This is a genomic window from Meiothermus hypogaeus (assembly GCF_003574035.1).
GTDB lineage: Bacteria > Deinococcota > Deinococci > Deinococcales > Thermaceae > Meiothermus > Meiothermus hypogaeus.
This window is the reverse complement of sequence record NZ_QWKY01000003.1, coordinates 78,723-100,916: the sequence shown is the minus strand read 5'-3', so window position 1 is coordinate 100,916 and position 22,194 is coordinate 78,723. Positions and strand designations below refer to the sequence as shown.

Here is a 22,194-nt window from a genome sequence, read left to right as displayed (position 1 = left end):
GATGGGCCCAAAGGACGTGGGCTATTTGGAGAACCCGGTAGAAGCGGGAGAGGTGGGGCAGGGAGGGGAAGTAGGCTTTGAGCGTAGACTTTGCGGCCAGGTAGCCTGGGGAGCTTGAAGCCTTGGGCTACGATGGCCTTCAGTTCGTCGCCACCCAGACGTAGGTAGCCACCAAGAGGGTCTCTGCGTCAAGATGGTAAAGGGGGTGCTCGCGGTCTGGAAGCATAGCACCCCCTCTTTTTTCCCATCCCAGGGGTTGGGGTCAAGTAGCACACGAAGGCATATCAGGCTTGGAAAGCGATCACTGCCACGTACTCCACCGACTGGAGGTAGCGCCGCTCCAGGAGGTCCTGGTGGGCGGGCTCGAGGGTGCGCCGCACCTTGTCGGGTCGCTTGTGGACTACCTTGCAGGCGGCGGCCTACTCCATAAGGTTCACCTCAAAGCGGGGCAGGAGAGAGGGGTTTTCCGGGGAGAAGTGCTGGGCGCCCAGTAGGCGGTAGAGAGCGCGGCTCAGGGGTCTCCTGAGGCTGGCCATGAACTCAATGTCTATGGGCTTCACGTACTGGTTCTTCAGGGAGTGGACGATCTCGTTGGCTAGGGTGATGCGGAGGACGCCGGAGTGGTCCAGCTTGCCTTGAGTGGAGCTGGTGTACTCCTGCTTCTCTATGTAGCGGAAGGTCACGCTCTGCCAGCGCCCATTTTCCCGCCAGGCCTCCGAGAGCACGTAGGTGGCGGTGGTGAGGTGCATCAGGTTCTCCTTGAGGGCTAGCCCGAGGTGTTCAGGCCCATAAGTTTGAGGATCTGGTAGGGGGTGGTGGTGAAGGTGCCGTACTCGGGGGCTTCCGGCGTCGAAGTAGAGGGTGATGAGGGTCTGGGCGGCACCGGGCTACCCCTCCGTGCGGTCCCGGTACTTGAGGCGGCCCAGGCGCTGGGGGAAGGAGAGGTAGGTGGTGTAGGCCGTGCCTTCGCGGGCCACCCGGTCGGAGGCCCAGGCCTCGTAGCGGGCGGCCAGGCGCTCCATGGCCTTTTGGAAGGCCTTCAGGGCGGCGAAGAGGGCCAGGGCCCGCTCGCTTTCCCCCAAGGGGTGGGCCTGGAGCCTTAGGGCGAGCCCCTTGGCCTCCTCCGCCAGGGCCTGGGCCTCGGCGGCGGAGGCGGCCTCGCGCTCCAAAAGCCTCCCCGACTCGGCGAGGAGGGCCTCCAGCTCCACCTCCCGCCAGGCCTCGCTGCCCTCGAGAGCGGGCCCGGGAAGGGGGAGGCGGTAAAGGATCGCGCCCCCGGGAAGCCCATCTTCCACCTCCAGGGTCCGGGCCTCCCCCACGGGGAGGAGGAGGACCCGGGCTTCCTTGGGGGCGAAGGGGGCCAGGTGGATCTCCACCCCGCCCAGGGCCACCCGCACCCCCAGGTTCACGGGCCCCTTGAGGAAGGCGAGCTCCTCCGTCAGGGCCGCCAGGAGCTCCCCTTCCGCCACGTAGCGGTGAACCCCGCCTCCCTCCCGGGCCATCCCGGCGAGGAGCGCCCGGTCGTAGCCCTCCCCGAAGCCCAGGGTTAAGGTGTAGACCCCTGCCTGGGCCGCCTCCCGGGCCTCCTGGGCCAGGGCCTCGAGGTCGGTGAGGCCCTCGTTGGCGAGCCCGTCGGAGAGAAGGAAGAGGAAACGGGGCCTCGCCCGATCCCCCAGGAGGAGGGTCCCCTGCCGCCAGCCCGCGTGGAGGGCGGTTCTGCCCGAGGCCTTTAGGGCCTCCAGGTAGGCCCGGGCCGCCTTCCGGTCTAGACCCCCCACCTCCACTCCATGGTTGTAGGCCACCACCGCCACCCGGCCCCGCTCCGGGAAGGCGTCAAGCAGGGCTAAAGCGGCGGCCTTCGCCTCCTGGAGCTTAGGGCCCACCATGCTCCCCGAGCGGTCCAGGACCAGGGCCAGGTCGGGGGTGAGGGGGGGCCTTTCCGGGGCGGTGAGCTCCACCTTGAGAAGGTCCTTCCCCCCCACCACGCCGCGGATTACGCGTAGGCCGAGCTCCGAGGGCTGCTTGAGTTTCGCGAACCTATTCATGCGTACCTCCTTCCCCATTTTCCCCGGGGGCTTCCTTGCCGTCCGACGGAAGGACCTCGCCGATTCCCCGCAAGTACCAGTAGTCCCGCCACTGCAGAAGGGCTTCCCAAGGGTCACTGGGCCCCGCCGCCCGGACAAGGGTGCCGTAGAGGGCCTTCCAGGCGGGGTCCTGCTCGGAGGCCCCGGCGTGGGGCGGGCCGAAGAGGGGGCGGTAGGGCTGTAAGGGCGCAGGCCGGACGGGTTCCCCATCGGTGAGGGGCATGGGGTTAGGCGTGCCCTGTTCAAGTGCCCAGGCAAAAATCTGGCCAAAGACGTGGTGGGCCGTGATATCCCCCCTTAGGTTCTCGCCCTGAACCTCCTCCAGGGCGACAAGCCAGGTGGCGAAGGCGTCCGGGTTCCCCACGGCCATCTCCACCAGGAGGGGAAGGGGCTGGCCCTGGGCCAAGGCGTAGTAGGCCACCACGGAAACGGAAGGATGGGCCGCCCTCGCGGAGAGGCGGGCGAACGTTTTCTCTAGGGGGATGGGAAGGACCCGTTCCTCTTTTTGAAGAATGTGGACCAGGGCGTGGAGGGGAGGAAGCCCCATGGGAAGCCGGTAGCGCTTGCCGAGGAAGATGGGGTAGCGGGAGAAGAGCAGGGGGGAGAGCTCCACGGTCCACACACCTTCCTCCTTCCGCCAGGCCGCCGCCTGGTGGACCTTCGTCCCCACCCGCCAGCGGATGGGGATCCCATGGGCGAGGGGGGCGTAAACCTCCACCAGCTCTTGCCAGAGGGCCGCCATTTCCGGGTCGTAGCCCCACCCCGAGTAGGCCATCTCTGCCTCGAGGCCGGGGGCAGTTCAAAGGAAAGGTCCACCCTCATCTCCGGGGCTCCCCCACGAAGAGGTGCCAGTCCTGCCTGCCGTCTTGGCTCACGGCCAGGTGGTAGCGCAGGGGGCGGAAGTCGGCCTCGGCCAGGGCCCGCTCCCAGGGGGCGAGGAAGAAGTCGTGCCCCGCCTCCAGGTCCTTCGAGGTGAGGGTTCGCCGGGGCCGGGCCACCAGAACCAGCCTTCCCCCCAGGGCCAGGGCGGGGCGGCAGAGATCCAGGAAGGAGGAGATGTGCCGGATGTACTCCCCGTAGCGCTCCTCCGCCTCTTCCCGCTGCCCCTCTTCCTTGAGCCAGGCGGGGAAGGTGGGCGGGTGAAGGACCACCAAGGCGGCCTCCTTCCGGAAGCGCTGGGGGAGGTCCCGGATGTCGGTCAGCTCCACCAGGGGGCCCCTGGGGGCGATGTCCCCGCCCCAGGCCCGGCGGCCTAGGGCGCGGGCGACCTCCACCACGGTCCCCCGGCCCGCCATAGGGTCCAACACGAGTTCCCCCTCCTTTGTGTAGAGCTGGATCAGGGCCTGGGCCACCGCCAGGGGGAGGGCCTCTTCCCAGGGCTCGGGGGGGAAGAACCAAACGGGGAGGCGAAAGTCCACCTCCCCCGGCCGGGCCGGGAGAGCCATGAGTGCCTTGGGGTCCTTGCCCTTTAGGTCCTGAAGGGAAAGCTTCCCGCCCTTCAGGAGCCGATGGAGCCTGTGGGCCTCCCGCAGGGGAAGCCCCCTTTGGAGCGCTTCCAGCAAGGGCTCGGGGAGAAAGGCGACGGGAAGGAGGTCGTGCCGCAGGTACTTCTCTTTGAGGCCCATCCGGGCGGCGAAGACGTGGAAGCGCTCCTTGGGCCAGGCGAGGAGGGCCTTTGCCACCTCTTGCTCCTCAACCTCGAGGCCCAGATCTCGGGCCGCCTTAAGAACCTCGCTGTACACGTCCCAAGCTTTTCGCTTCATGAAAATATTTTACGGTTCTGGAAACTTCCGTCTGACGGAACCCCCGGTGCATCCGGGTCAAGGCCAACACCCGAATGTGGCGGCCTGGCTCAGGCCCTCGGGCCTGGGAGCTTTTTGCCTCCCTTAGGGTGGGAGAGAGCCGGGTGTCTAAGCGGCGGTACTGGGTCTACGGCCGGCGCATGTGGGTGGTGGGGCTGCGCCTTGGGGTCCGGGAGTGGCTGATTGTGGCCACGGACCTGGACCCTCACCGGGTGCTAGAGGTGTACGGGCTCAGGTGGGGGATAGAGCGGCTCTTTGGGGCCTTGAAGGGGCGGGGGTTCGACCTGGAGGCCACGCACGTGACGCGGGGGGAGAGGCTTTCTCGCCTCACTCGAGCTTTCGCGCGAGTGCAACACAAAGCAATGGAAAAGATTATCGAAATGCTCAAGTTTCAATCCTCACTCGAGCTTTCGCGCGAGTGCAACCACGCACACACACGCACGCGCACGGGCGCACGCGGTTTCAATCCTCACTCGAGCTTTCGCGCGAGTGCAACTAGGCGGGGCCGAAAGCCTGTTCGAGCGCATGGCGGTTTCAATCCTCACTCGAGCTTTCGCGCGAGTGCAACCTTTGCATATACAAAAACGGTTTCAGCATATTCACCGTTTCAATCCTCACTCGAGCTTTCGCGCGAGTGCAACCTGGCGCACCAGCACCAGCAAAACCAGCTATGGCAGTTTCAATCCTCACTCGAGCTTTCGCGCGAGTGCAACGGCCAGGCCGAGTTAGCCGTGGAGGTGAAGGGCAGGGTTTCAATCCTCACTCGAGCTTTCGCGCGAGTGCAACCTGGCTAAAGTCAACATCAAATAATGAAAAACCTGCGTTTCAATCCTCACTCGAGCTTTCGCGCGAGTGCAACGCGGGCAACCCCTACAAGGTAAAGACCATTCGCCAAGTTTCAATCCTCACTCGAGCTTTCGCGCGAGTGCAACCTGTTTTCTCAGATAGATTGACTGAGATGACCGTTGTTTCAATCCTCACTCGAGCTTTCGCGCGAGTGCAACACAATGGTTGGGGATGGGATTTTTCGGGGGCTTCCGTTTCAATCCTCACTCGAGCTTTCGCGCGAGTGCAACGCATGGAAGTTCTCATGAGGCCAAAGACAGGAGCAGTTTCAATCCTCACTCGAGCTTTCGCGCGAGTGCAACACTACGTGGAAGCTGACCTGGAAAAGGTCATGCTCGTTTCAATCCTCACTCGAGCTTTCGCGCGAGTGCAACGCCCGGAGTACCAGAGAGCTGCTAACCTCTTCACGTTTCAATCCTCACTCGAGCTTTCGCGCGAGTGCAACGCATGGAAGTTCTCATGAGGCCAAAGACAGGAGCAGTTTCAATCCTCACTCGAGCTTTCGCGCGAGTGCAACATCGAGGAAGGCATCCTGCGCGGCTATGGTTTCAAGGTTTCAATCCTCACTCGAGCTTTCGCGCGAGTGCAACCCACCCCGACGGGTCGGTGGAGTTTTACGGGGATGTTTCAATCCTCACTCGAGCTTTCGCGCGAGTGCAACCGCCCCGAGCATACGGGGTAGACCACGAGGAGCAGGGTTTCAATCCTCACTCGAGCTTTCGCGCGAGTGCAACCAGAGCCGAGTAGTGCTCGAGCATGGACTCAGGGTTTCAATCCTCACTCGAGCTTTCGCGCGAGTGCAACATGCCATCCTCCCGGCGGCGCACCACCTCGCCGCCGTTTCAATCCTCACTCGAGCTTTCGCGCGAGTGCAACATGAGGTTGTAATGGCGGTATGCCGGGGAGACGAAGTTTCAATCCTCACTCGAGCTTTCGCGCGAGTGCAACAGTCCACAATCTGGCGCTGGATGTGGCGTTCGGTGAGTTTCAATCCTCACTCGAGCTTTCGCGCGAGTGCAACGCGCTGCTCCCTCCAGGCCTCGTCGATGTCTCCCCAGCGTTTCAATCCTCACTCGAGCTTTCGCGCGAGTGCAACCTATGGCAATGCCTAGTGCTGGCGCTGGCGCAACGTTTCAATCCTCACTCGAGCTTTCGCGCGAGTGCAACATCCGCTTAGCCCTAGCCTAGCCCCTAGCCCCTAGGTTTCAATCCTCACTCGAGCTTTCGCGCGAGTGCAACATGCTTACCTCCTGTCGTCCTAGATTACCCGCTAGGTTTCAATCCTCACTCGAGCTTTCGCGCGAGTGCAACCCCGCGTTTCAAAGCTACAACGGCATCGCGACGGGGTTTCAATCCTCACTCGAGCTTTCGCGCGAGTGCAACTTGCCCCAACGTGCATGGGGGTTGTCGGGGTGGTCGGTTTCAATCCTCACTCGAGCTTTCGCGCGAGTGCAACGGGGGCCAAGCCGGTCTATCTGTTGCCCGAGGGGGTGTTTCAATCCTCACTCGAGCTTTCGCGCGAGTGCAACTCGTTGAATTCGGGGCGTTTCGGCTCGGCGGTATGGTTTCAATCCTCACTCGAGCTTTCGCGCGAGTGCAACGCGTAAACATTTTGGATGGCCGCGCCTACTCCCACGTTTCAATCCTCACTCGAGCTTTCGCGCGAGTGCAACCATCTGGTTTAGCCGCACATGTGGGCCTAAAATCCTGGTTTCAATCCTCACTCGAGCTTTCGCGCGAGTGCAACCTACACAGGCTAAAGTGCGTAAATATCAGATTAGCGTTTCAATCCTCACTCGAGCTTTCGCGCGAGTGCAACCAGCAGGCCGCCACAGCCGCGAGGAGGACATACATGTTTCAATCCTCACTCGAGCTTTCGCGCGAGTGCAACCGGCATGCACTAGCAACTCGGTTCGAATCTCCAAGTTTCAATCCTCACTCGAGCTTTCGCGCGAGTGCAACTTTCCCAGCGCAGCTCGTCAACAATCAAGGGATTTCGTTTCAATCCTCACTCGAGCTTTCGCGCGAGTGCAACCGACTGCTCGAGCTTGAGGCTCGCCTGCTCGGTGGTTTCAATCCTCACTCGAGCTTTCGCGCGAGTGCAACTATGATGCCCTCCCCCACCGCCCGCGCAATGGCTTGTTTCAATCCTCACTCGAGCTTTCGCGCGAGTGCAACCCAGGACTGCGTCCTGCCTCCAACTTGGGTTGAGGGTTTCAATCCTCACTCGAGCTTTCGCGCGAGTGCAACCAGGGGCCAACGGTTCAGATTCAGACCCACGTTCAGTTTCAATCCTCACTCGAGCTTTCGCGCGAGTGCAACTAGGGTTGGGAGTCAGCGCCTACAAAGTCGTTGGGTTTCAATCCTCACTCGAGCTTTCGCGCGAGTGCAACTTGGGAACGGAAGTCGGTGGGGCCAGATACTACCCGTTTCAATCCTCACTCGAGCTTTCGCGCGAGTGCAACGCAACTGGAAAACTTGGGGCTGGTACCGCTGGGGGTTTCAATCCTCACTCGAGCTTTCGCGCGAGTGCAACCTGGATCCGGCGCTTTCGGCCATCTCTCGCACCGAGTTTCAATCCTCACTCGAGCTTTCGCGCGAGTGCAACGAGCGGCAACGAGGAGATCGTGGCAACCCTGTCGAGGTTTCAATCCTCACTCGAGCTTTCGCGCGAGTGCAACGAGGAAGAGCGGGCATATACGCGCTGGCGTTGGGGTTTCAATCCTCACTCGAGCTTTCGCGCGAGTGCAACGCGATCTGTAGGGCCTTCTCAAGCCGGGCATGGAAGTTTCAATCCTCACTCGAGCTTTCGCGCGAGTGCAACGCGGGCCTTGAGCCCAGATGACCTCTTCGGCGTAGGTTTCAATCCTCACTCGAGCTTTCGCGCGAGTGCAACCGGCTGGTCACGCTGTTCGAGCTGCGCTCGTCCTCGTTTCAATCCTCACTCGAGCTTTCGCGCGAGTGCAACGGAACAACCATGAATCGCCCCGACCCCCTGATGAGTTTCAATCCTCACTCGAGCTTTCGCGCGAGTGCAACGTTGGGGTTGGTGGCGGTGGTCAATTTGAGCCGCACGTTTCAATCCTCACTCGAGCTTTCGCGCGAGTGCAACAGGGGATTCATCGCTGCTCCCCCTCATCCCGCCGGGTTTCAATCCTCACTCGAGCTTTCGCGCGAGTGCAACGAGATGAACAACGCGGGGCGTCTCCGCGTTATCGAGTTTCAATCCTCACTCGAGCTTTCGCGCGAGTGCAACGATATGAAAACTGAAACCGTAACCTGGAATGAAGTGTTTCAATCCTCACTCGAGCTTTCGCGCGAGTGCAACGGCCTCATTCTAGCGTGCGTGCTGCACGGGGTTCAAGGGGCTGTTTGCGCGAACCCCCGCAAAAAGGCCTCCGACGCAGGGTGGGGGAAGGTGAAGGAAATACGGGTTTTCAATGTCCCCTAGCCGATTTCTCGGCTTGCGCGAACCCCCCTGGGTTTTGGCGCTTGCTTGGGGTTCGCGCTAAGCAAGCGCCAGGTAGGTTGCCCAACCCTGGAGGGGTTAGAGCACCAGCGGGTCGTCGAAGTCGGTGTACTTGTCCTGGCCATGGACGCGCAGGCATTTCTCTCTGCCGCCCTGAAGGGTGTAGATGCGCAGGCTGTCCTTGTCGGGCTCGATAATTTTGAGCAGCTTGGCTTCCATGTCCTCGAGCTGGGCCCGCGAAACCCTGCACTCAAAGACCGACATCTGCACCCGCTGACCAAAGTTCTTGCAGACTTTAGCTACCCGGGCCAGCCGGGCCTGGCCGTCCTCAGACGTAACGTTTACATCGTAGGTGACCAGAATATCTATCCGCTCCATTTCTATCTCCCCACAAATGGCGGGTACTGGGGCAAGTCACCTCGCAGGAAGCGGGCCAGCAAGCGGGCTTGAATGTGCGGCAAAAGCCCTACCGGTACGGGTTCTTTGAACAGGGGATGCTGCACGGTTTCTTGTCGCCGGCTCTGGAAGGCCACGATTACTGCTTTACGCCCCTCCTCGCCCAGCAGCACGGCCCCGCCAGGGCGCGTTTCGAAGTGGTCGGGGTTTAGCTGCTTGCGGTTGAGCAACGACAACACCATGCGGTCGGCCCACCAGGCCCGAAACTCCTCGATTAGATCCAGGGCCAAAGCGTTGCGTCCAGGCCGCAGGGCATGAAGAAAGCCCACCTGGGGGTCGAGCCCTACCCCTTCCAGGGCAGCCGTACACTGGGTGGTTAGCAGCGCATACACAAAGCCCAACAACGCATTTACTGGGTCGCGTGGGGGACGTTTGTTGCGGCCATCGAAGTAAAACTCACCCGAGAGTAGCAGGTCACCAAATGCGGCAAAATAGGCGCTGGCGGCATTCCCTTCTAAACCCCGCACCTCGTCCAGCGAGCGGGCCTGGGGCAGCATCCGCAGGGCAGCCTCTTGCTCAAATAGCGCCTGGGTCAGGGCATCGGTCTCGCCGCGCTCGCGCAGCGCCCGTTGCAAAACCAGGCGGCAGTTTTTAAGCTTACCTTCCACAAAACGCTGGGCCAGGTACAGGCTGGTAGAGGGGTTGTCCAGAGCTCGGTACTGGGCCTGACGCAGCAACACATTCCCCGAAACCGGCGCCGACAGCCGACCAAAAAACCGGCCCGACTCGCTGAACCAGGAGACCTCGAGGCCCTCCTCGGCGCAACGCTGCAGCAAGAAGGGTGAAATGAGCACATTCCCAAAGACCGCCACCCCGCCAAGGTGATGCATGGGTACATTGCGCAAGGTGATATTCTCGTGCTGGATGCGCAGGGTGTCGCCCTCGAGGCGCAGGTAGACGCCTTGAGTCTGGATGTACAGGGTGTTTAGAATTTCGCTGGTCATGTTTGCTGTTGGGCCTGCCACACTTGTAGAGCCAGTGGCACCTCGGGCATGCACACCGAGATTAGAGAACAATGCTTGCAGCGTTCGTCGGCGGCAGGTGGGGGCAAACAGTCTTGTCGCAGCAGCTTGCGTAATGCGCTAATGGTAGCCAGCGTGGCGGCCCGCAGTTCTGGGGTAAAGCGCACCGGACGGCGGCGCTGGCTGGCCTTGCTAAATAGGGCCCCTTCCGGCACGCTCGCGCTAAACATCTCCTCCAGGCACAAGGCCTGGGCGCAAAGCTGCACTTCGGCGGCTTTGCGGGCCAGTTCGCGGGGCCACCGCTTGCCCACCTTGTACTCCACCGGGTAGGGCCTCCCGTCCACAAACTCCACCACATCCGCCCGGCCCACCAACCCCAGCCGCTCCGACCAGATGGGCAAGGCCCGCTCGACCCAGACCCCCTCGCGCAAGAGCCCTTCGGGAATGTCCACATTCTCGTGGGCGCGGGTTCCCCGCAGGGTGTACTCGTTGTCCTCCCACTCGCCCTCCAGCAGAATCAACGCGGCCCGGCGGGGGCAGTAGGTGTACTGGGCTAGGGCGCTCAGGGGTAAGGGCTCCCGCTCGGCAGAGCTGGGCGGGTCTATTTGGGGGAATAGGTCGTCCGTCTCATCCATAAAGCCTCCGGATAGGCTTTGGGGGCTTCACTCGTCAAGCAGGGTGAAGTCCTGCGGCGAATAATCACGCCAGTAGAAGCCTTCCTGGCACATGCGCTCGTACTCCGGGCCGTGGTGGGTGAGGGCGAACACATAGAGCGCACCGTCCTTCTCGGCGTAAAAAACCCGCTCGTCTATGCGCCCTTTGGGAAACCCCAGAGCGTCGCCCCCGCCGCTTTTGAGTTCGCTGCTGGCAGCGCGGTTGGGCAGCCGTAGGCGCTCCAGCAGCTTGCGGTAGCGCTCTTTGATGGCGGGCTCGAGGCCCTCCAAGGTGCGCCTGGCCTTGGGCGCGAGGTAGATGGGGATGGTCTGGGCCTGCTCGAGCTCACCCCGAAAAGCCTCGAAGTAGGCCTCGCCCAAGGGGGATAGCCCCACGTAAGGCTTTCCGTCGAGCTCGAACTCCTCCAGCAAGACCTGTGCTTCTTCGGGCAACAGAGCTGCCCTCGGTTGCACCTCCGATTTGGGACGCACGCCCCCCTCGCCTTCGCTCAGCCAGTCGAAAAAGTCGCCATACAAAACAAACAAGCTGCTATCCCACCCGATGGGCGTGGGCGGAAGGATGGCAATTTCCCTGAACTGCTCGTGAATATAGCAGACCGGAACCTTGAACACCAGCCCCAGCACGGTGGCATAGGAAATCTCGGCTTTGAAGCCCCCGGTGGCGTTGATGATGACGTCTTTCTGCCCCTTGGCAGCCTTACGAATCTCGCCGGCCAGGGTGCGCACAAAGTTCTTCAGGCCAAAGTCCACAAAGCCCTGGGCCTCGTAGGCCAGGCCGGGTATGCGCACCCGATCACAAGGCACCCCCTGCTCCCGGTAGAAGCGCTCCAGCAAGTCTGCGGCGTTAGCACCCTCGAAGGTGTCGCTGTGCAGCAGCACCACCTCATCGCCTTTTTGCAAAATGCGCGAAAGCGAGTTGGTCTCGGCGCTGGCTTTTTTGGGGTCTTGCTTCAGGTATGCCAGAATCTGGTGGTCTTCTACCAGGCCCTCGCGGCGAGCGTTGAAGAGCAGACTGGTGCCGACGGTTGTGAGTATGACAGTGCTCACGGAACCTCCGGAAGCTCGAGGCCCATTTGGATGACCTTACTCTTGAGCCTTTTGAGTAAGTCTTGGACTACTTGGATCTGACTTTCGAAAGGGGCTTGATTTGCCGCTAGTATGCCTTCTTCCGTGGGAATTCCACGCCAGTGCATCATGCTGTTTCTAAGCGATCGCAGGTTATTATCAATCTCCCTCAATTCACTGTTTTCCTGCTTACTCAAGAACGTGTTTAGGGAGAAACTTTTATCTTCTGGCCAGATCCCTTTTCCAGATTTCCACCGAGCAAAAAGGTAGAGCCACTCTTTGGCGAGGCCAACCGCCTTCTCGTAATGCTGATGTTCGAGGTACCAATCTACCTGAGCCCAGATTGCACGTAGCTGCTTTTCGTCTTCATCCTCCTTCGTGAAAACTAGGGGCTCAAGCCGTTTTTGCAGCCGTCCTCTGAGAATCTCCATTGGCCCGCCAAAATCCTTTTGTAAGGCATCGAGCGCTTTTTTAGCCTCTTGCCCGGCCCTAATGGGGTCATGAAGCTGCATAGCATGGGAGAAGTCAGTAAGGGAGGAGGCAATGATTTTGTACTTATCTTCCGATAGTGCAACCTGTGCTAGCTTTTGTGGATAACCGGTATCCAGAAAACGGTTGGTGGCACTGGCCCAGTCCAGCATGGTCATAAACGGAGTAAGATCGAAGACCGGCGCGGTGTCGCCGGTTCTCGCCTCGTAGGCCCCGTAGAGCACATGCTTTAGTTGTACGGCTTTTGCTGCACGCAAGAAGCTGACCACCAGCAGTGCCAAGTTCGGCAGCGAGCGGAAGCCGTGTGTCACGTCGAACACCAACTCGGCCCCGGTGGGGATGTGCTGCTCGAGGGTGTTGAAGATTTCCCAGTATTCGGCCTCTTTTTTGCCCGATGGAATGTCAACCAGCTGGGCGCTGGGCAGGAGCTGCTTAACTGCTTGCTCGTGCTTATCCCTAGCCTCTTTGGTCACGCAGATCAGCACATTAGCCTGGGGGAACCATCCGGCTAGAGCGGCTTGAAAGAACTTACTTGATAAGGCCTTTTTATCGCCCCAGGTGTAAGCAACCTCCTTGTAGTCGTTAGTGCCCAGCATCGAGAGCAGAATCACGACTCCTCCAATAGATTCTGGACTTTTTGACAGCGGCTCTTTTTTGTATCCCAGCGCTTCATGGCCTCTAGATGAGCCTTAATGGCCTCGAGGCTCGACCTCCTCACGGCGGGTTCTAAACGCTCGAGCTTAGGGAGATAGTCGTCAATTTTGGATAGTGATGAGGCATCTTTGGCCTGGCTCAGAACTTCTCGAGTTTGCCTTTCGGCTTCCTCTATGTGCTCCTTTAGCGACTTTGGTCTCTCAGGGACTGTGATCCTGAAGTCACTAAAATACCCATACCCCGCATTGGTCTTGCCCCCCAGCCCCAGGTGCTCCAGGCCCCACTTGAGCATCTCGGCGGCCTTGTGGGGCCAGTCCTGGGCGTTTTCGGCGGGGCAGGTAATGGGAATATGGAACTTCACCCCTGGCTTTACCGAGAGAAAGGCCACCGGGTTGGGGTCGTCGAAGTCGGTGGGCCAGACTTGTCCGCGCGTGCTGTAATACTCTTGGTGATGGACGGTGATCACGTCCTGCTGGAAGGGCTGGGCGCTGGCCGGATCCAGCCAGCCATCCCAGTAGACCAGATAAGCGGCGTTTCCCGGCTTCTTTTGCTTGGGGTCGGGGCCTTCGCCCAGCAGAACCGCTTTCTCCGCTTCGCACAGGCCAAAGCGCTCGGCGGCCCGGCGCAGCAGGCCCTTCAGGGCGCTACCGGGTAGGTAGGGCGTACCGTAGGTGTGGTGAATGGAAAGGCCGTTTTCCAGGGGGCTGCTGTTGCCCAGGCCGATGGCCAGGGGGGTGCGGGTGGTGGCCTCGAGGAAGACCGCATCTTTGAGGGCAGCCTTCCAGCGCTGGAAGGCCTGCTCGTACACCTCTAGCACCCGGCTTTTGGCGATGTGCTTGAGCAGCACCCGAACCGAGGCATGGCTGTTGTCGTGTTCTTTCAAGTAGCGTTGCAAGGCCAGCCCGGCATGAGCCGGAGGTGGAAGGTCGAGCCTGCTAGACCTCATCGCGCCCTCCGGTGTGCACTCCCAGCACGCTGGCGGCGAAGCGCTTGAAGTAGACCCAGGCCGAAAGCACCCGGCGGGTGTAGTGCATGTAGCCGATGGCATCGGCCCTGTGAACAGCCTCAAGGGCGTCATCAGCGCCTAGAATCTTGGCTACATGATTGAGTACCAAACGGTGCGCCCGGCCCCGTCCATCTTCCTTGCGGGCCTTATCTGCGCTAAAGGCAAGCGCCTGACAAAGCCCGCTCTGACGCACCAGGATGGGAAAGTTGTGGCACAGTCTGCCGTAGATGTTCTTGACTTCTGGGTTTTCCTGCTCCAGGCTGCTCACCAGCTCGAGGGCCTTCTTCATATCCTTCTGCGCACGGGTCACCAGGCTCATACACCACCCCCCAACCGCCGCAACAGCCCCCGGCCCACACTGGCCTGGCCGCCTATCTGGATATAGGGCCGGTTGAGTTCTTCAAAACCATCGCCGATAGCGAAGCTCGAGAACACCGTCTCGGCAGGGATGGCCTCCTCGTACCAGGGGCCCTCTTGAACTGTCTTTTCCTTCGGGTTGAGTTGAACGCGCGCGATGACCTCGAGGCCCATCTCGCAAAAGTAATCGAACGCTTCGTTGGATACCAATGCAAAGCGTCCCACAAAGTAGCTCGACTCCGCGCCAAAGACCAGTTGCCCTAGTTCCTGCGCCAACGCTTCTGCGCCTCCGACAGTGGCACTCAGGTCTATGTCCTCGAGGATTACCTGGTTGGCATGGACAATTTGAGTGTTCTTGGGCACGAGAGCTTCCGTCTGTCCCGGATTCGGTATCGGAGCTTTTAGCTCAGGAAGACCCAAGGCCTTCTGGTCGCGTTTGAGCCGCTCGAGCACCAGCGGGCAGGTCAGGAAGGCAAAGGTGCCCGCATACGAGCGTACCGGCAAAAAGAGCACACGGGCGTCGGTGAGGGTCAGTTCAGCGGCTTGGCTGATATCTTCCTCCTCATCGGAGCCTGTTTTTTTCTTTCTTCCTGCGAAGCCAAATCTCTTTCTCGCAGTCATGGCCTCTTCACTTTCATCGTTTTCATCCAAACCACGCCCATCGCGCAGCACCCCCTTAAGGCTGCTGGCTGGAATTACCGGAAAACCCGTGGCCGCTTCGCGGGCTACGGGAAGGTCAATCACGCTGCTACTGTCCTGCCCGGTGCCGGGGTGCACCGGTGTAAGGGCTTGCCAAAAAATCATCTTTGCGTGCATGTTCACCACACTCCCCATAGGGCCAGACCAAAGCCGTCCTTACGATCTTGCTTGTGGTCGCTAACAGGCCTGAGCCAGCTTTCCAACAGGTCGGCTGGTTGGCCGTCCACCACCTCGAAGAAGTACACGCTGCCTGCGGGCGCCATCCAACGCACCCGCTTGGGCCGGTTTTCCCGCAGGTTCCAGCCGCTCACCGCCTCCCGCCGCCCCACCGTGGCGGCCACAAGCTTTAGTTTCACCTTGCAGAGACCTCGGGGTAGATGAAGATCGCCACTGCCCGATTTCTCGATCCAGTCCGGTTTCCAGCCGTACTCGAACAGGGCTGGCGTTGCCAGCACCAGCCGCACCCGGGCCCCTTTACCCAGCTCGGCAAAGCGCTTTTTGATACCCTCCGGGCAGTCGAACCAGTAGTCTGAAAGGCTTGGCTTTACCTCCACCGCAACCGGGCGGCGTTCGCCCCCCAGGTGGCCGATGGGGGCCGGGGTCTGCCCGTTGGACAGCGAGAGCCGCACCCGCAGGCTGGCGGGCTGGTAGGTTTGGGGGTTATCGCCCATCTCGAGGGGCCTGTAGGCCACGCTGTATAGCTGGCCTTCCTTGGCTTTGCCCTTGGCGGGGTCCATGGCCACGTGCACGCGGGTCTCGGTGGGCAGACCGGCTATTTTTTGCGGAATAACCTTCTCCCCCAACAGCCAGCAAGTCATACTCTGGGCCGTCCAGAAGTTGTAGCCCGATTCGGGCTTCACGTCCTGGGTGACCTGCAAGGGCAAAAGGTCGTCCGGCAGGTCACAGCCTGCGCCCGCGGGGGGGCTAAAGGGGGTCAGCTTCATGACCTGGGCATTGCCGTCAGCATCCCGGTAAACCACCGCATCGCGGGGGGCTGGTAGCAATACCTCGTCGTCTCGAGCCAGCAGCGGCCCGCACACCTGAAGGCCGTGCAGATTTTGCAGGTGTTCCTGGGTGAACCCCTTGCCCTCGGCCAGCCCCACCTGCGTCCGCACGAAGCCCGCCACGGTGCTGGGCAAGGGCAGGCTTAGGCTCCGGGCGGCGGTCTCGGTGCCGTCGGCGGCGCTAAAGGGTCTGCCGTCGCGGAAAAGCAGGGGGCTCAGGGCGTGGATTTCAAGCACTCTTTCCGGCATGCTCTTCCTCCCGAAGGCCACTCAAAAAGCGGGCGATGATGAGCTGATCCACAAAGCGCAGCAGGGCTTTGCGGTAGGCAGGTATGTCGCTGGTGGGTTCTGGGATTTTTAAATTGCGGGCCTCTTTGCGGGCCAGAACTCGCTGGGCTTCCTTATGGAGATAATCGGCCCGCATGTCGTCCTGCCACTCCTGCACCAGGTCGCGCAGTTCATGGGCCAGGCCACGGGTAATCTGGCGGTTTTGGTAGGCCTCGAGCAGCTCGTCCCAGGACAGCTCGTCCCAGGGCTGCACCACCGTGACCGGCGAGCCGCCACGGGTGTGCAGAGCCACCGCCAGAGCATTACGTCCACCGTTCTTAGCTGCTTTCTCCGCATCCCGCGCATTTTGCAGGGAAATGGAGAGCGGCTCGCGGTAGTGCACAATGGCAACCCCCGCCGAAAGGGTGCCCTTGACCCGGTGGCGAAACTCCTCCGAGAGGTCTTTAGCGCAGGCGATGGCTTGGTTCACCGGCAGGAGGGCCAGCACGTCGTCCCCGCCCGAATAGACCATAAAGCCCCTGTGCTTGGGCACAATTTTCCGGGCTTCCTTGGCGAAGTCATCCAGGGTTTTTGATAGCCCGCGGTGGGCATCGGGGTCGTCCTGGCGGGCAATCAGCTCGCCCATGCGGTCGCCGTCGGCCACCAGGATGGCCAAGTAGGGCTGAGGCTCCTGGATGTGGTCGTCATCCTCGCCGTAGCGCTCGTCGGGCTCTGCTTCCGGCCTCCAGGAGCGCCGGGCCATGGTGCGGGTGTCCACCACTTTGTCCGAGTTCAGCACCCCGTAGCAGCGCTTGAACAGCGCGATGGCGTCGAGGTGCTCGGTGGGCTTGATACGCAGTGGGCGGTAGGAGCCATCGGCCAGGTGGATGCTGGCAGTGGCCCACTTTCGAGGATCTATCACCGCCGCCCAGGAGGGGTCTAGGGGAGACTTGGGCACACCGTCGTCGTTTTGCTGGGTGGGGGTAAAGTCCCGCAAAGCTTTGCGCCCGGCCAGAAGCCGTTCTACCTGAAGCCGAGCCTCCTTGTAGGCCTCCTTGTTGGGCAGCGGCACCCAGGCGGCGTAGAACTCGAGGAACTGCCGAAGCTGCTCTTCGGCCCTTCGGTCGATCAGGCTTCTATGCTTGTCGGGGAGGTTGCTGATGGTCTCGTCCCAAAGCCCCTTGAGCCTCTCCTGAACGGCCATTTTAGTATCCTTAGCAAGCTGCTTGGGGTCTGCGCTCACCTCGGCTAGAATCTTGTTGGCCCCGTCGGCATCCTTGTCGGCTGGGAAGATGAGCGTAGCCCCCTGCGAAGCCAAATGCTGCGCGGCGTGCTTGCTCAGCTCCTGCAAGATTTGCGAACCCGCGTACAGGTCGGCGGTGCGCCTCGCGGCGGCGATGAAGTCTTGCACCGGGCCAAGGGAGATGGAGAGCAGGTGGCTCATAGGCGCACCTCCTGGTAGTCCTTGGACTTTATGAAATCCCACAATGCTTCGCGAATCGGTTTGGAGCCAAACATTCTCAGCGGTGGTATGTGCTCTCGACTGTGCCGATCAAGATTAACAAAGTTCTCGTTTATTACATGCACATCCGAACGCAACCTCAACGTAAAGTTTCCAGCCTCCCACACATGAGGTGCGTTGAGCAGAATAATAGCCGGAGCATAGCCATTATTCTTTTTCATCGCTTTCGTAATGACCGGCGAGGCAAACCGTGAACCGCGTGAAAAGTTGGACTCGAGGTAGAAGTTTTCATCTTTAGGGCCTTCTTCCTGAAAGTGAAAAACTATCGGGAGGCCTAGATCGGCTCGAGGAAAGCCTCTAACTGGATGTTTTACTTCGCGCCGCCAACTCTCTTGCGAAAACATTTCGCGAATAGTATCGGGTTCTGGATACCTTGAACGTCCGAGTTTTGCAGATTTGGGATTAGAGCCTGGGTCTCTGGCGTAATCTTTTCCTTGCCGGAACTCCTTGTAAACCTCGACTGCCTCTTTCCATGCTCGGATGGGCGATTTTTTCTCTTCGCCCACAAAACAAACGATTGGAACCGTTGTGAGAAGACTATTTGCTTTGCGACCCAATAAAGATTCGAGCTTCGTGTTTTGAGGAAGCGAATCCTCAACAATCTCTAGGCTTCCGCAGCCTCTCCTTGTACGCGCCCCTATTCCGCCAAGCTTTAGCCAAAAGGCGACGGCCGGTTCAACTTGGGGCTTGATGTAGTTAGGAAAAGAAAGGCATAGGGTAAAGCTTACTTCTTCGAGACACTTAGATGGCTGCTCAGTAATAGTTATTACGCCACTTTGTTTGTCTTTCCGGGCCTTGCCCTGAAACGGGAAAAGAGCATATCCGGGGTACTCGTCAAAATAAGGGTAGGTTTTTAGCTCAGTTCCCCCATCTCTTCGCGGATGCTCAAAAGTACAGCAAGGCTTGGGCTCTGATGCCCTCGCCTCCAATACCTTTATGGAAACTTTTCCTGGAATGGCATCACTGCCCCAAATTTCCTCCTCCGCCTTGAACAACTCTTTCGCACTGGCATACTGCGCCCCCGCCACAGCCCGCCACCAAAACCGCAGGTGCCCGCGCACACTGGCAGCCCGCACGGGGTTGTCTGCGTCCACCTCGCGCATGGTGGCGCTGCCGCCGAACATTGGTGTGATAGTTTTGAGCCTGAGCGTCCAGGTCTCCAACGCAGGTGTCTTGAGTTCGGGGGGCGAAATGGGGATGGTTCTAGGCATCCTGCCCTCCCATCCAGCGGTCAAAGCGGGCCTCGTCCCAGGCGTCTAGTTCCAACATCCGCACCCCCCTGGGCAGCCGGGAGGGGTCGGCGGTTACTTCGTAGTCGGCAAAGCGGCGGGGCGGCTTGCTTTCGTCCAAAAGGCGCACCGAGACCACCTGCCCCAGGTCTAGCAGGCGGTGGGCAGGGGCGCAGCCCAGCATGGCCTGGCGCTTGTTTTGCTCGGCGTTGAGGGGGTCGGTGCCCGCGTGCTGGAAGAGGAAGAGCCTTCGGGTGGCCATCATGCCTTTGGAGGCGCTGCGGTCGTGGTCGTACATGTTCAAAAGGGCTTCCACCAAAAGCTTAAGATCGGCCTGGCTAAAACCGGTGCCCTGGGCCAGGTGGGCGCTGATGAAGCCTTTGGCCAGGTATAAGCCATAGGCCACCTGGCTCTTGCGCCCCATGGTGCGCAGCTTGTCCTCGGGTTGTTCTTTCTCCCAGCGCAGGTAGTCTTCCAGGGTTTTGGCGTTCTTGACGTCCTCGGCCACCGCGCCGCGGGTGATGCTGAACTCGGCGGGGAAGATGGGGTCGAGGCTTCGGGCAAAGGTAATCTGTACCGGCCCCCGCACCTGCCCGGCGTTGGCCCCGGTGCTCATCACTGCGCCAAAGGTTCGCACGTCGAAGAAGTGCTGGCACATCCAGCGGCGGGCCGCTTCTACCTTGTCCTTGGTTTTGGTTGCGGTGAACCCACCCTCGGTTTTCTCGTGGGCCTCGAAGATGGAGCGGTTGAGGTTGGTGCCGTGCTGAACAAAAATGCTGGCCCCGGCAGCCTGGGCGTAGTTGCGGATGCGCCGCTTAAGGGCCACGTCGCTCACCAGGCCGTGGCCGTCTTCCGGGTCTATGCGGGGGGCGTTACCGCTATCGGGGTCGCCGTTGGGGTTGCCGTCTTGTACGTCGAAAAAAAGCAAAAACTCGTAGCGGTTTTGAATGGGCTGGGACATACAGGGCCTCCTTACTCTCGAGACAGGCTGGGTGCTGAAGGGTCTTGGGTTTGGGTAGCTTCCTTCTTGCGGCTTTGGGCCAGCTGGTGGTAGTAGCCCAGGGCAAAAAGGCTTTGCTCTTCCAGGCTCAGGGTGCGGGGGAGGGTAGGCCCCAGGGCGCTCCAGACCTGGGCCAGTTGGCTGTTGAACCAGTGGGCCAGGCCCGGTGAGTCTTTGGCCATCCTGGCCAGGTGGTGCTGCGAGAGCCGGGTCAGGCGGCCCAGCACCAGGGCCGGGGTGCTGCTGGCCGCGCCGTAGTAACGCTGCACCACCCCGGCGTTGATGTCGGACTCACTGGCGGCCTCCTGGATCTGGGCCAAGAGGCACATCAAGCGGCCACAGTGGTAGGACGAACTAGGGTGCTGGGGGTCTAGGGCAGTGCTCATGCTTCCTCCTTTGCGGATGTGGTAGGCCTTCAAAAGCCCCATGCGGGCGTAGATGCGCCCCAGGGCGGCAGCGTCGGGCTTTTGGGCGCGCAGGGCCTCGCTAAAGGCCCCGGTCATCACCTCGGCGGTATGGGTCTCCATTATTTTGGCTACCGCCGCGTAAGGGATGGACATTTTAGGGTTCAAAGCCGCCCGCCATAAGGGCACTTGCAAGGTTTTGATGGGCTTGAGGTAGTCGTCCAGCTTTTGCTCGGGGGACTTGGGCCGCTGCAGGCTCAGGAAGAGGCGGTTGAGCCCCGGCAGGCTGGCGGCGCGGTCGCCCGAACGGCGCACGATGGTCAGGTGCTCGAACCAGGTTTTTACCGCCTCCACAAACTCTTCCAGCTGGCCGATTTGCCAGTCGCGCACCATCACCCGGCCCGAGGCCGGGCTCATGGCGGTAGCGAAGAAGCGGCTGTTGCGTATTTGTGGGGGCATCTGGCCGGCTTTGAGGGCTTGCAGCACCCGGTAGGCACGCTCTAAGGCCTGTAGCTCTTCCGCCTCGCTGCTACCAGGAGCAAAAAGGTCGCGGAAGAAGTCGTCTTCTTCGGGGATCTCGCGGTCGTACCAGACCACCACCTTCATCTCGCCCAGGGTTTGGGCTTTTTCCAAGAGCGTGTCCAGCCCGGCCCGGTAGGCAGCCGCAGCCGCTTCCTCTACAGCGGAGTTTTCGCCCTGCGATAGGCCATAAGACTCAAAGGCCTCCTTGTCGTAGGTGACCAAAGCGTGGCCAAAGGCGCTCCCGCCCAGCCGGGTGACCTTGGGGTGGGTGGAAGCCGGGGTGACAAGCTCGCCACTCGCAAACGAGGGCATCTGGCCCGCTGCGCCCGACCTGGGGAAGGCCTGGGCCCTAAACTGCCGCCACCAATCGTGCCAGTCGGGGCAGTCCAGCACACACCGGCCCTGCACGAAAAAGGAGATCTTATCCGTGGGCCTGAGCTTTTCCGCACCCTTTTTCTGGGCTTGGGCCTCGAGCTTCTGCAAAAAAGCCTGCACCTGCTGGGGGTCGGAGAGCGCCTGGGCGATGGGCTTGAGGAGCGGTACGTTTTTGGCCGCTAGCTGGATGAGCAGCCGGAAGGTGGCTTGCTTCTGGAGGTTTTTGCTGTGCTCATCGGGCTTTTTGATATTCCCTGCGGCGTCCCGCTCGGGCAGGCCGAACACCACCGCGCAGGTGTCGGCCAGGAAGTGGGCGGCCTGCTCCACAGTGTGGCCTTGTGTCCGCAGGTAGCCAGGCAGGCCCATCATGTCGGGCTGGGAGAGGTCGGGGGCTATTTTCACCTGATCCAACGGAATTAGTTCGGTCAACTCTCCCTCGGGACTCACCCCGGCCAGCCAGCGAAGCTCTTTGCTGGTAAAGCCGGGTTCGGTGCCCAAGCCTTTTTGCCGGGCGTACTCCACCAACTGCGCAAGCATCAGCCCACCCCCTTCTTCACCTGCTCGCTATCGTAGGGGGGCACCAGCAGCACCCCCTTCACCACCTCAGCCTCAAACAGGCTGATGCGCGGCTTTTCCCCTTTGTCGGTACGCAGCGGGGACCCCGGGCGCGAGAGGTTGTAGACGTCGTAGAGCATCCAGCCGATCTTTTCGTTGTAGTCCACAGGCCGGGCCTCTTCGCCGGATTCGGCCAGTCGAAAGTAGCCGGTAAACTCGCGGCAGCCCAGGTAGGGTTGGTAGATGCACTGCCCGGCCCGGGCCCGCCGTTCAAAGCTGTGCTCAATCTTCTGGCGCAAAGCGGGGTCTTCGCGGTAGAGCACCGCGTGGGCACTCAGGCGGTAGCGCACGTCCTTGAGGGCCATGGTCTGGCGCTGGGTTCGGCCCCTGGTGTCTTGGCCGGTTTCGTCCCTGGTGGCGTCGGCATAGAGGGGCTCGAGGCTGGCGGGGTCTTTCATCCAGGCCTGGATGTTGCGCAGGCTGGCCTTTTCCTTGACCTCGTTGCGCATCAGGCTGATGTAGCGTACCGGCCTGAGCACCTCGATGCGCTCCACCTGCCAGTACATGAGGGACTTTTTGCTCTGGGGGTCAAAGTCCAGGTAGATAGCATCGAAAATGCCCCGGGCTGCGCTGGGGGTGATGAGGGGGTAGCTGAAGCGCTCCACCTTGAACTCTGGCCTTGTAAAACAGGCCAGCTCGCCCCAAACCTCGAGCATAAAACTTCGCATACGACCTCCTTTTGCAAAACAACAT

Annotated in this window: 18 protein-coding genes, 3 pseudogenes and 1 CRISPR repeat array; of the genes and pseudogenes, 1 reads left to right on the top strand and 20 read right to left on the bottom strand. The window is 60.9% G+C overall.

Annotated elements, in window-relative coordinates; all coding sequences use genetic code 11:
• The 6 genes and pseudogenes from Mhypo_RS18790 to Mhypo_RS01525 form a co-directional block, all read right to left on the bottom strand.
• Window positions 1-226, bottom strand: a pseudogene (locus tag Mhypo_RS18790) (transposase); the annotation flags it as partial.
• 193 nt (window positions 227-419) lie between these two features.
• Window positions 420-755, bottom strand: a pseudogene (locus Mhypo_RS18475) (replication initiator protein A); the annotation flags it as partial.
• A gap of 11 nt (window positions 756-766) precedes the next feature.
• Complete coding sequence (locus Mhypo_RS18470; protein WP_240637070.1) at window positions 767-883, bottom strand: replication initiator protein A; 117 nt, start codon at window positions 881-883, stop codon at window positions 767-769.
• A gap of 4 nt (window positions 884-887) precedes the next feature.
• Window positions 888-2,045 (bottom strand): vWA domain-containing protein, encoded by a 1,158-nt coding sequence (locus tag Mhypo_RS01540; RefSeq protein WP_119339595.1) that lies wholly within the window; start codon window positions 2,043-2,045, stop codon window positions 888-890.
• On the bottom strand, window positions 2,038-2,859 hold the full coding sequence (locus tag Mhypo_RS18005) for a hypothetical protein (protein ID WP_240637069.1): 822 nt from the start codon (window positions 2,857-2,859) through the stop codon (window positions 2,038-2,040). Before Mhypo_RS18005 ends, Mhypo_RS01540 begins: the two co-directional genes overlap by 8 nt.
• A gap of 43 nt (window positions 2,860-2,902) precedes the next feature.
• Window positions 2,903-3,847, bottom strand: a complete 945-nt coding sequence (locus tag Mhypo_RS01525; protein ID WP_119339593.1) for a DNA methyltransferase — start codon at window positions 3,845-3,847, stop codon at window positions 2,903-2,905.
• A 74-nt stretch (window positions 3,848-3,921) separates the two neighbouring features.
• Between Mhypo_RS01525 and Mhypo_RS18825 the strand changes: the two are divergent.
• A pseudogene (locus tag Mhypo_RS18825) lies at window positions 3,922-4,149 on the top strand (IS4 family transposase); the annotation flags it as partial.
• Between the two features lie 54 nt (window positions 4,150-4,203).
• A CRISPR array of direct repeats spans window positions 4,204-8,060; the repeat unit is 37 nt; unit sequence GTTTCAATCCTCACTCGAGCTTTCGCGCGAGTGCAAC.
• Between the two features lie 219 nt (window positions 8,061-8,279).
• On the opposite strand, the gene cas2 reads toward Mhypo_RS18825, so the two are convergent.
• Genes cas2 through cas5c form a run of 14 tightly spaced genes read right to left on the bottom strand, consistent with a single transcriptional unit; the run spans window position 8,280 to window position 22,169 of the window.
• Window positions 8,280-8,579, bottom strand: coding sequence for a CRISPR-associated endonuclease Cas2 (cas2, locus tag Mhypo_RS01515; RefSeq protein WP_119339592.1), 300 nt, complete (start codon window positions 8,577-8,579; stop codon window positions 8,280-8,282).
• A gap of 2 nt (window positions 8,580-8,581) precedes the next feature.
• Complete coding sequence (cas1c, locus tag Mhypo_RS01510; protein WP_119339591.1) at window positions 8,582-9,601, bottom strand: type I-C CRISPR-associated endonuclease Cas1c; 1,020 nt, start codon at window positions 9,599-9,601, stop codon at window positions 8,582-8,584.
• Window positions 9,598-10,254 (bottom strand): CRISPR-associated protein Cas4, encoded by a 657-nt coding sequence (gene cas4, locus Mhypo_RS01505; RefSeq protein WP_119339590.1) that lies wholly within the window; start codon window positions 10,252-10,254, stop codon window positions 9,598-9,600. Before cas4 ends, cas1c begins: the two co-directional genes overlap by 4 nt.
• Window positions 10,255-10,281: 27 nt before the next feature.
• A complete protein-coding gene (locus tag Mhypo_RS01500; protein WP_119339589.1) occupies window positions 10,282-11,340 on the bottom strand; it encodes a putative CRISPR-associated protein in 1,059 nt (352 codons plus the stop codon).
• On the bottom strand, window positions 11,337-12,458 hold the full coding sequence (csx2, locus tag Mhypo_RS01495) for a TIGR02221 family CRISPR-associated protein (protein WP_119339588.1): 1,122 nt from the start codon (window positions 12,456-12,458) through the stop codon (window positions 11,337-11,339). Before csx2 ends, Mhypo_RS01500 begins: the two co-directional genes overlap by 4 nt.
• The gene (cmr6, locus tag Mhypo_RS01490) at window positions 12,455-13,447 is read right to left on the bottom strand and encodes a type III-B CRISPR module RAMP protein Cmr6 (protein WP_119339587.1); all 993 of its coding nucleotides are present in this window, start codon (window positions 13,445-13,447) and stop codon (window positions 12,455-12,457) included. The genes csx2 and cmr6 overlap by 4 nt, the downstream gene beginning before the upstream one ends.
• Window positions 13,437-13,826, bottom strand: coding sequence for a type III-B CRISPR module-associated protein Cmr5 (cmr5, locus tag Mhypo_RS01485; protein ID WP_119339586.1), 390 nt, complete (start codon window positions 13,824-13,826; stop codon window positions 13,437-13,439). Before cmr5 ends, cmr6 begins: the two co-directional genes overlap by 11 nt.
• On the bottom strand, window positions 13,823-14,680 hold the full coding sequence (gene cmr4 / locus Mhypo_RS01480) for a type III-B CRISPR module RAMP protein Cmr4 (protein ID WP_119339604.1): 858 nt from the start codon (window positions 14,678-14,680) through the stop codon (window positions 13,823-13,825). The genes cmr5 and cmr4 overlap by 4 nt, the downstream gene beginning before the upstream one ends.
• Before the next feature lie 2 nt (window positions 14,681-14,682).
• The gene (locus Mhypo_RS01475) at window positions 14,683-15,816 is read right to left on the bottom strand and encodes a type III-B CRISPR module-associated protein Cmr3 (RefSeq protein WP_119339585.1); all 1,134 of its coding nucleotides are present in this window, start codon (window positions 15,814-15,816) and stop codon (window positions 14,683-14,685) included.
• The gene (cas10, locus tag Mhypo_RS01470) at window positions 15,797-17,278 is read right to left on the bottom strand and encodes a type III-B CRISPR-associated protein Cas10/Cmr2 (RefSeq protein ID WP_119339584.1); all 1,482 of its coding nucleotides are present in this window, start codon (window positions 17,276-17,278) and stop codon (window positions 15,797-15,799) included. Before cas10 ends, Mhypo_RS01475 begins: the two co-directional genes overlap by 20 nt.
• Window positions 17,275-18,567, bottom strand: coding sequence for a type III-B CRISPR module RAMP protein Cmr1 (gene cmr1, locus Mhypo_RS01465; RefSeq protein ID WP_119339583.1), 1,293 nt, complete (start codon window positions 18,565-18,567; stop codon window positions 17,275-17,277). Before cmr1 ends, cas10 begins: the two co-directional genes overlap by 4 nt.
• Window positions 18,560-19,546, bottom strand: a complete 987-nt coding sequence (gene cas7c, locus Mhypo_RS01460; RefSeq protein ID WP_119339582.1) for a type I-C CRISPR-associated protein Cas7/Csd2 — start codon at window positions 19,544-19,546, stop codon at window positions 18,560-18,562. Before cas7c ends, cmr1 begins: the two co-directional genes overlap by 8 nt.
• A gap of 11 nt (window positions 19,547-19,557) precedes the next feature.
• The gene (cas8c, locus tag Mhypo_RS01455) at window positions 19,558-21,423 is read right to left on the bottom strand and encodes a type I-C CRISPR-associated protein Cas8c/Csd1 (RefSeq protein WP_119339581.1); all 1,866 of its coding nucleotides are present in this window, start codon (window positions 21,421-21,423) and stop codon (window positions 19,558-19,560) included.
• Window positions 21,423-22,169: a type I-C CRISPR-associated protein Cas5c gene (gene cas5c, locus Mhypo_RS01450; RefSeq protein ID WP_119339580.1), complete on the bottom strand. Its 747-nt coding sequence runs from the start codon at window positions 22,167-22,169 to the stop codon at window positions 21,423-21,425. The genes cas8c and cas5c overlap by 1 nt, the downstream gene beginning before the upstream one ends.
• Window positions 22,170-22,194 lie beyond the last annotated feature (25 nt).

Bases quoted from the DNA above. Each gene is read 5' to 3' on its own strand.
- cas4 (WP_119339590.1), bottom strand. From the start codon at position 10,254: ATGGATGAGACGGACGACCTATTCCCCCAAATAGACCCGCCCAGCTCT.
- cas5c (WP_119339580.1), bottom strand. From the start codon at position 22,169: ATGCGAAGTTTTATGCTCGAGGTTTGGGGCGAGCTGGCCTGTTTTACA.
- cas8c (WP_119339581.1), bottom strand. From the start codon at position 21,423: ATGCTTGCGCAGTTGGTGGAGTACGCCCGGCAAAAAGGCTTGGGCACC.
- Mhypo_RS01525 (WP_119339593.1), bottom strand. From the start codon at position 3,847: ATGAAGCGAAAAGCTTGGGACGTGTACAGCGAGGTTCTTAAGGCGGCC.
- cas2 (WP_119339592.1), bottom strand. From the start codon at position 8,579: ATGGAGCGGATAGATATTCTGGTCACCTACGATGTAAACGTTACGTCT.
- cmr1 (WP_119339583.1), bottom strand. From the start codon at position 18,567: ATGCCTAGAACCATCCCCATTTCGCCCCCCGAACTCAAGACACCTGCG.
- cas10 (WP_119339584.1), bottom strand. From the start codon at position 17,278: ATGAGCCACCTGCTCTCCATCTCCCTTGGCCCGGTGCAAGACTTCATC.
- cmr5 (WP_119339586.1), bottom strand. From the start codon at position 13,826: ATGAGCCTGGTGACCCGTGCGCAGAAGGATATGAAGAAGGCCCTCGAG.
- Mhypo_RS01475 (WP_119339585.1), bottom strand. From the start codon at position 15,816: ATGCCGGAAAGAGTGCTTGAAATCCACGCCCTGAGCCCCCTGCTTTTC.
- Mhypo_RS18005 (WP_240637069.1), bottom strand. From the start codon at position 2,859: ATGGCCTACTCGGGGTGGGGCTACGACCCGGAAATGGCGGCCCTCTGG.
- cmr4 (WP_119339604.1), bottom strand. From the start codon at position 14,680: ATGCACGCAAAGATGATTTTTTGGCAAGCCCTTACACCGGTGCACCCC.
- cas7c (WP_119339582.1), bottom strand. From the start codon at position 19,546: ATGTCCCAGCCCATTCAAAACCGCTACGAGTTTTTGCTTTTTTTCGAC.
- cmr6 (WP_119339587.1), bottom strand. From the start codon at position 13,447: ATGAGGTCTAGCAGGCTCGACCTTCCACCTCCGGCTCATGCCGGGCTG.
- cas1c (WP_119339591.1), bottom strand. From the start codon at position 9,601: ATGACCAGCGAAATTCTAAACACCCTGTACATCCAGACTCAAGGCGTC.
- Mhypo_RS01540 (WP_119339595.1), bottom strand. From the start codon at position 2,045: ATGAATAGGTTCGCGAAACTCAAGCAGCCCTCGGAGCTCGGCCTACGC.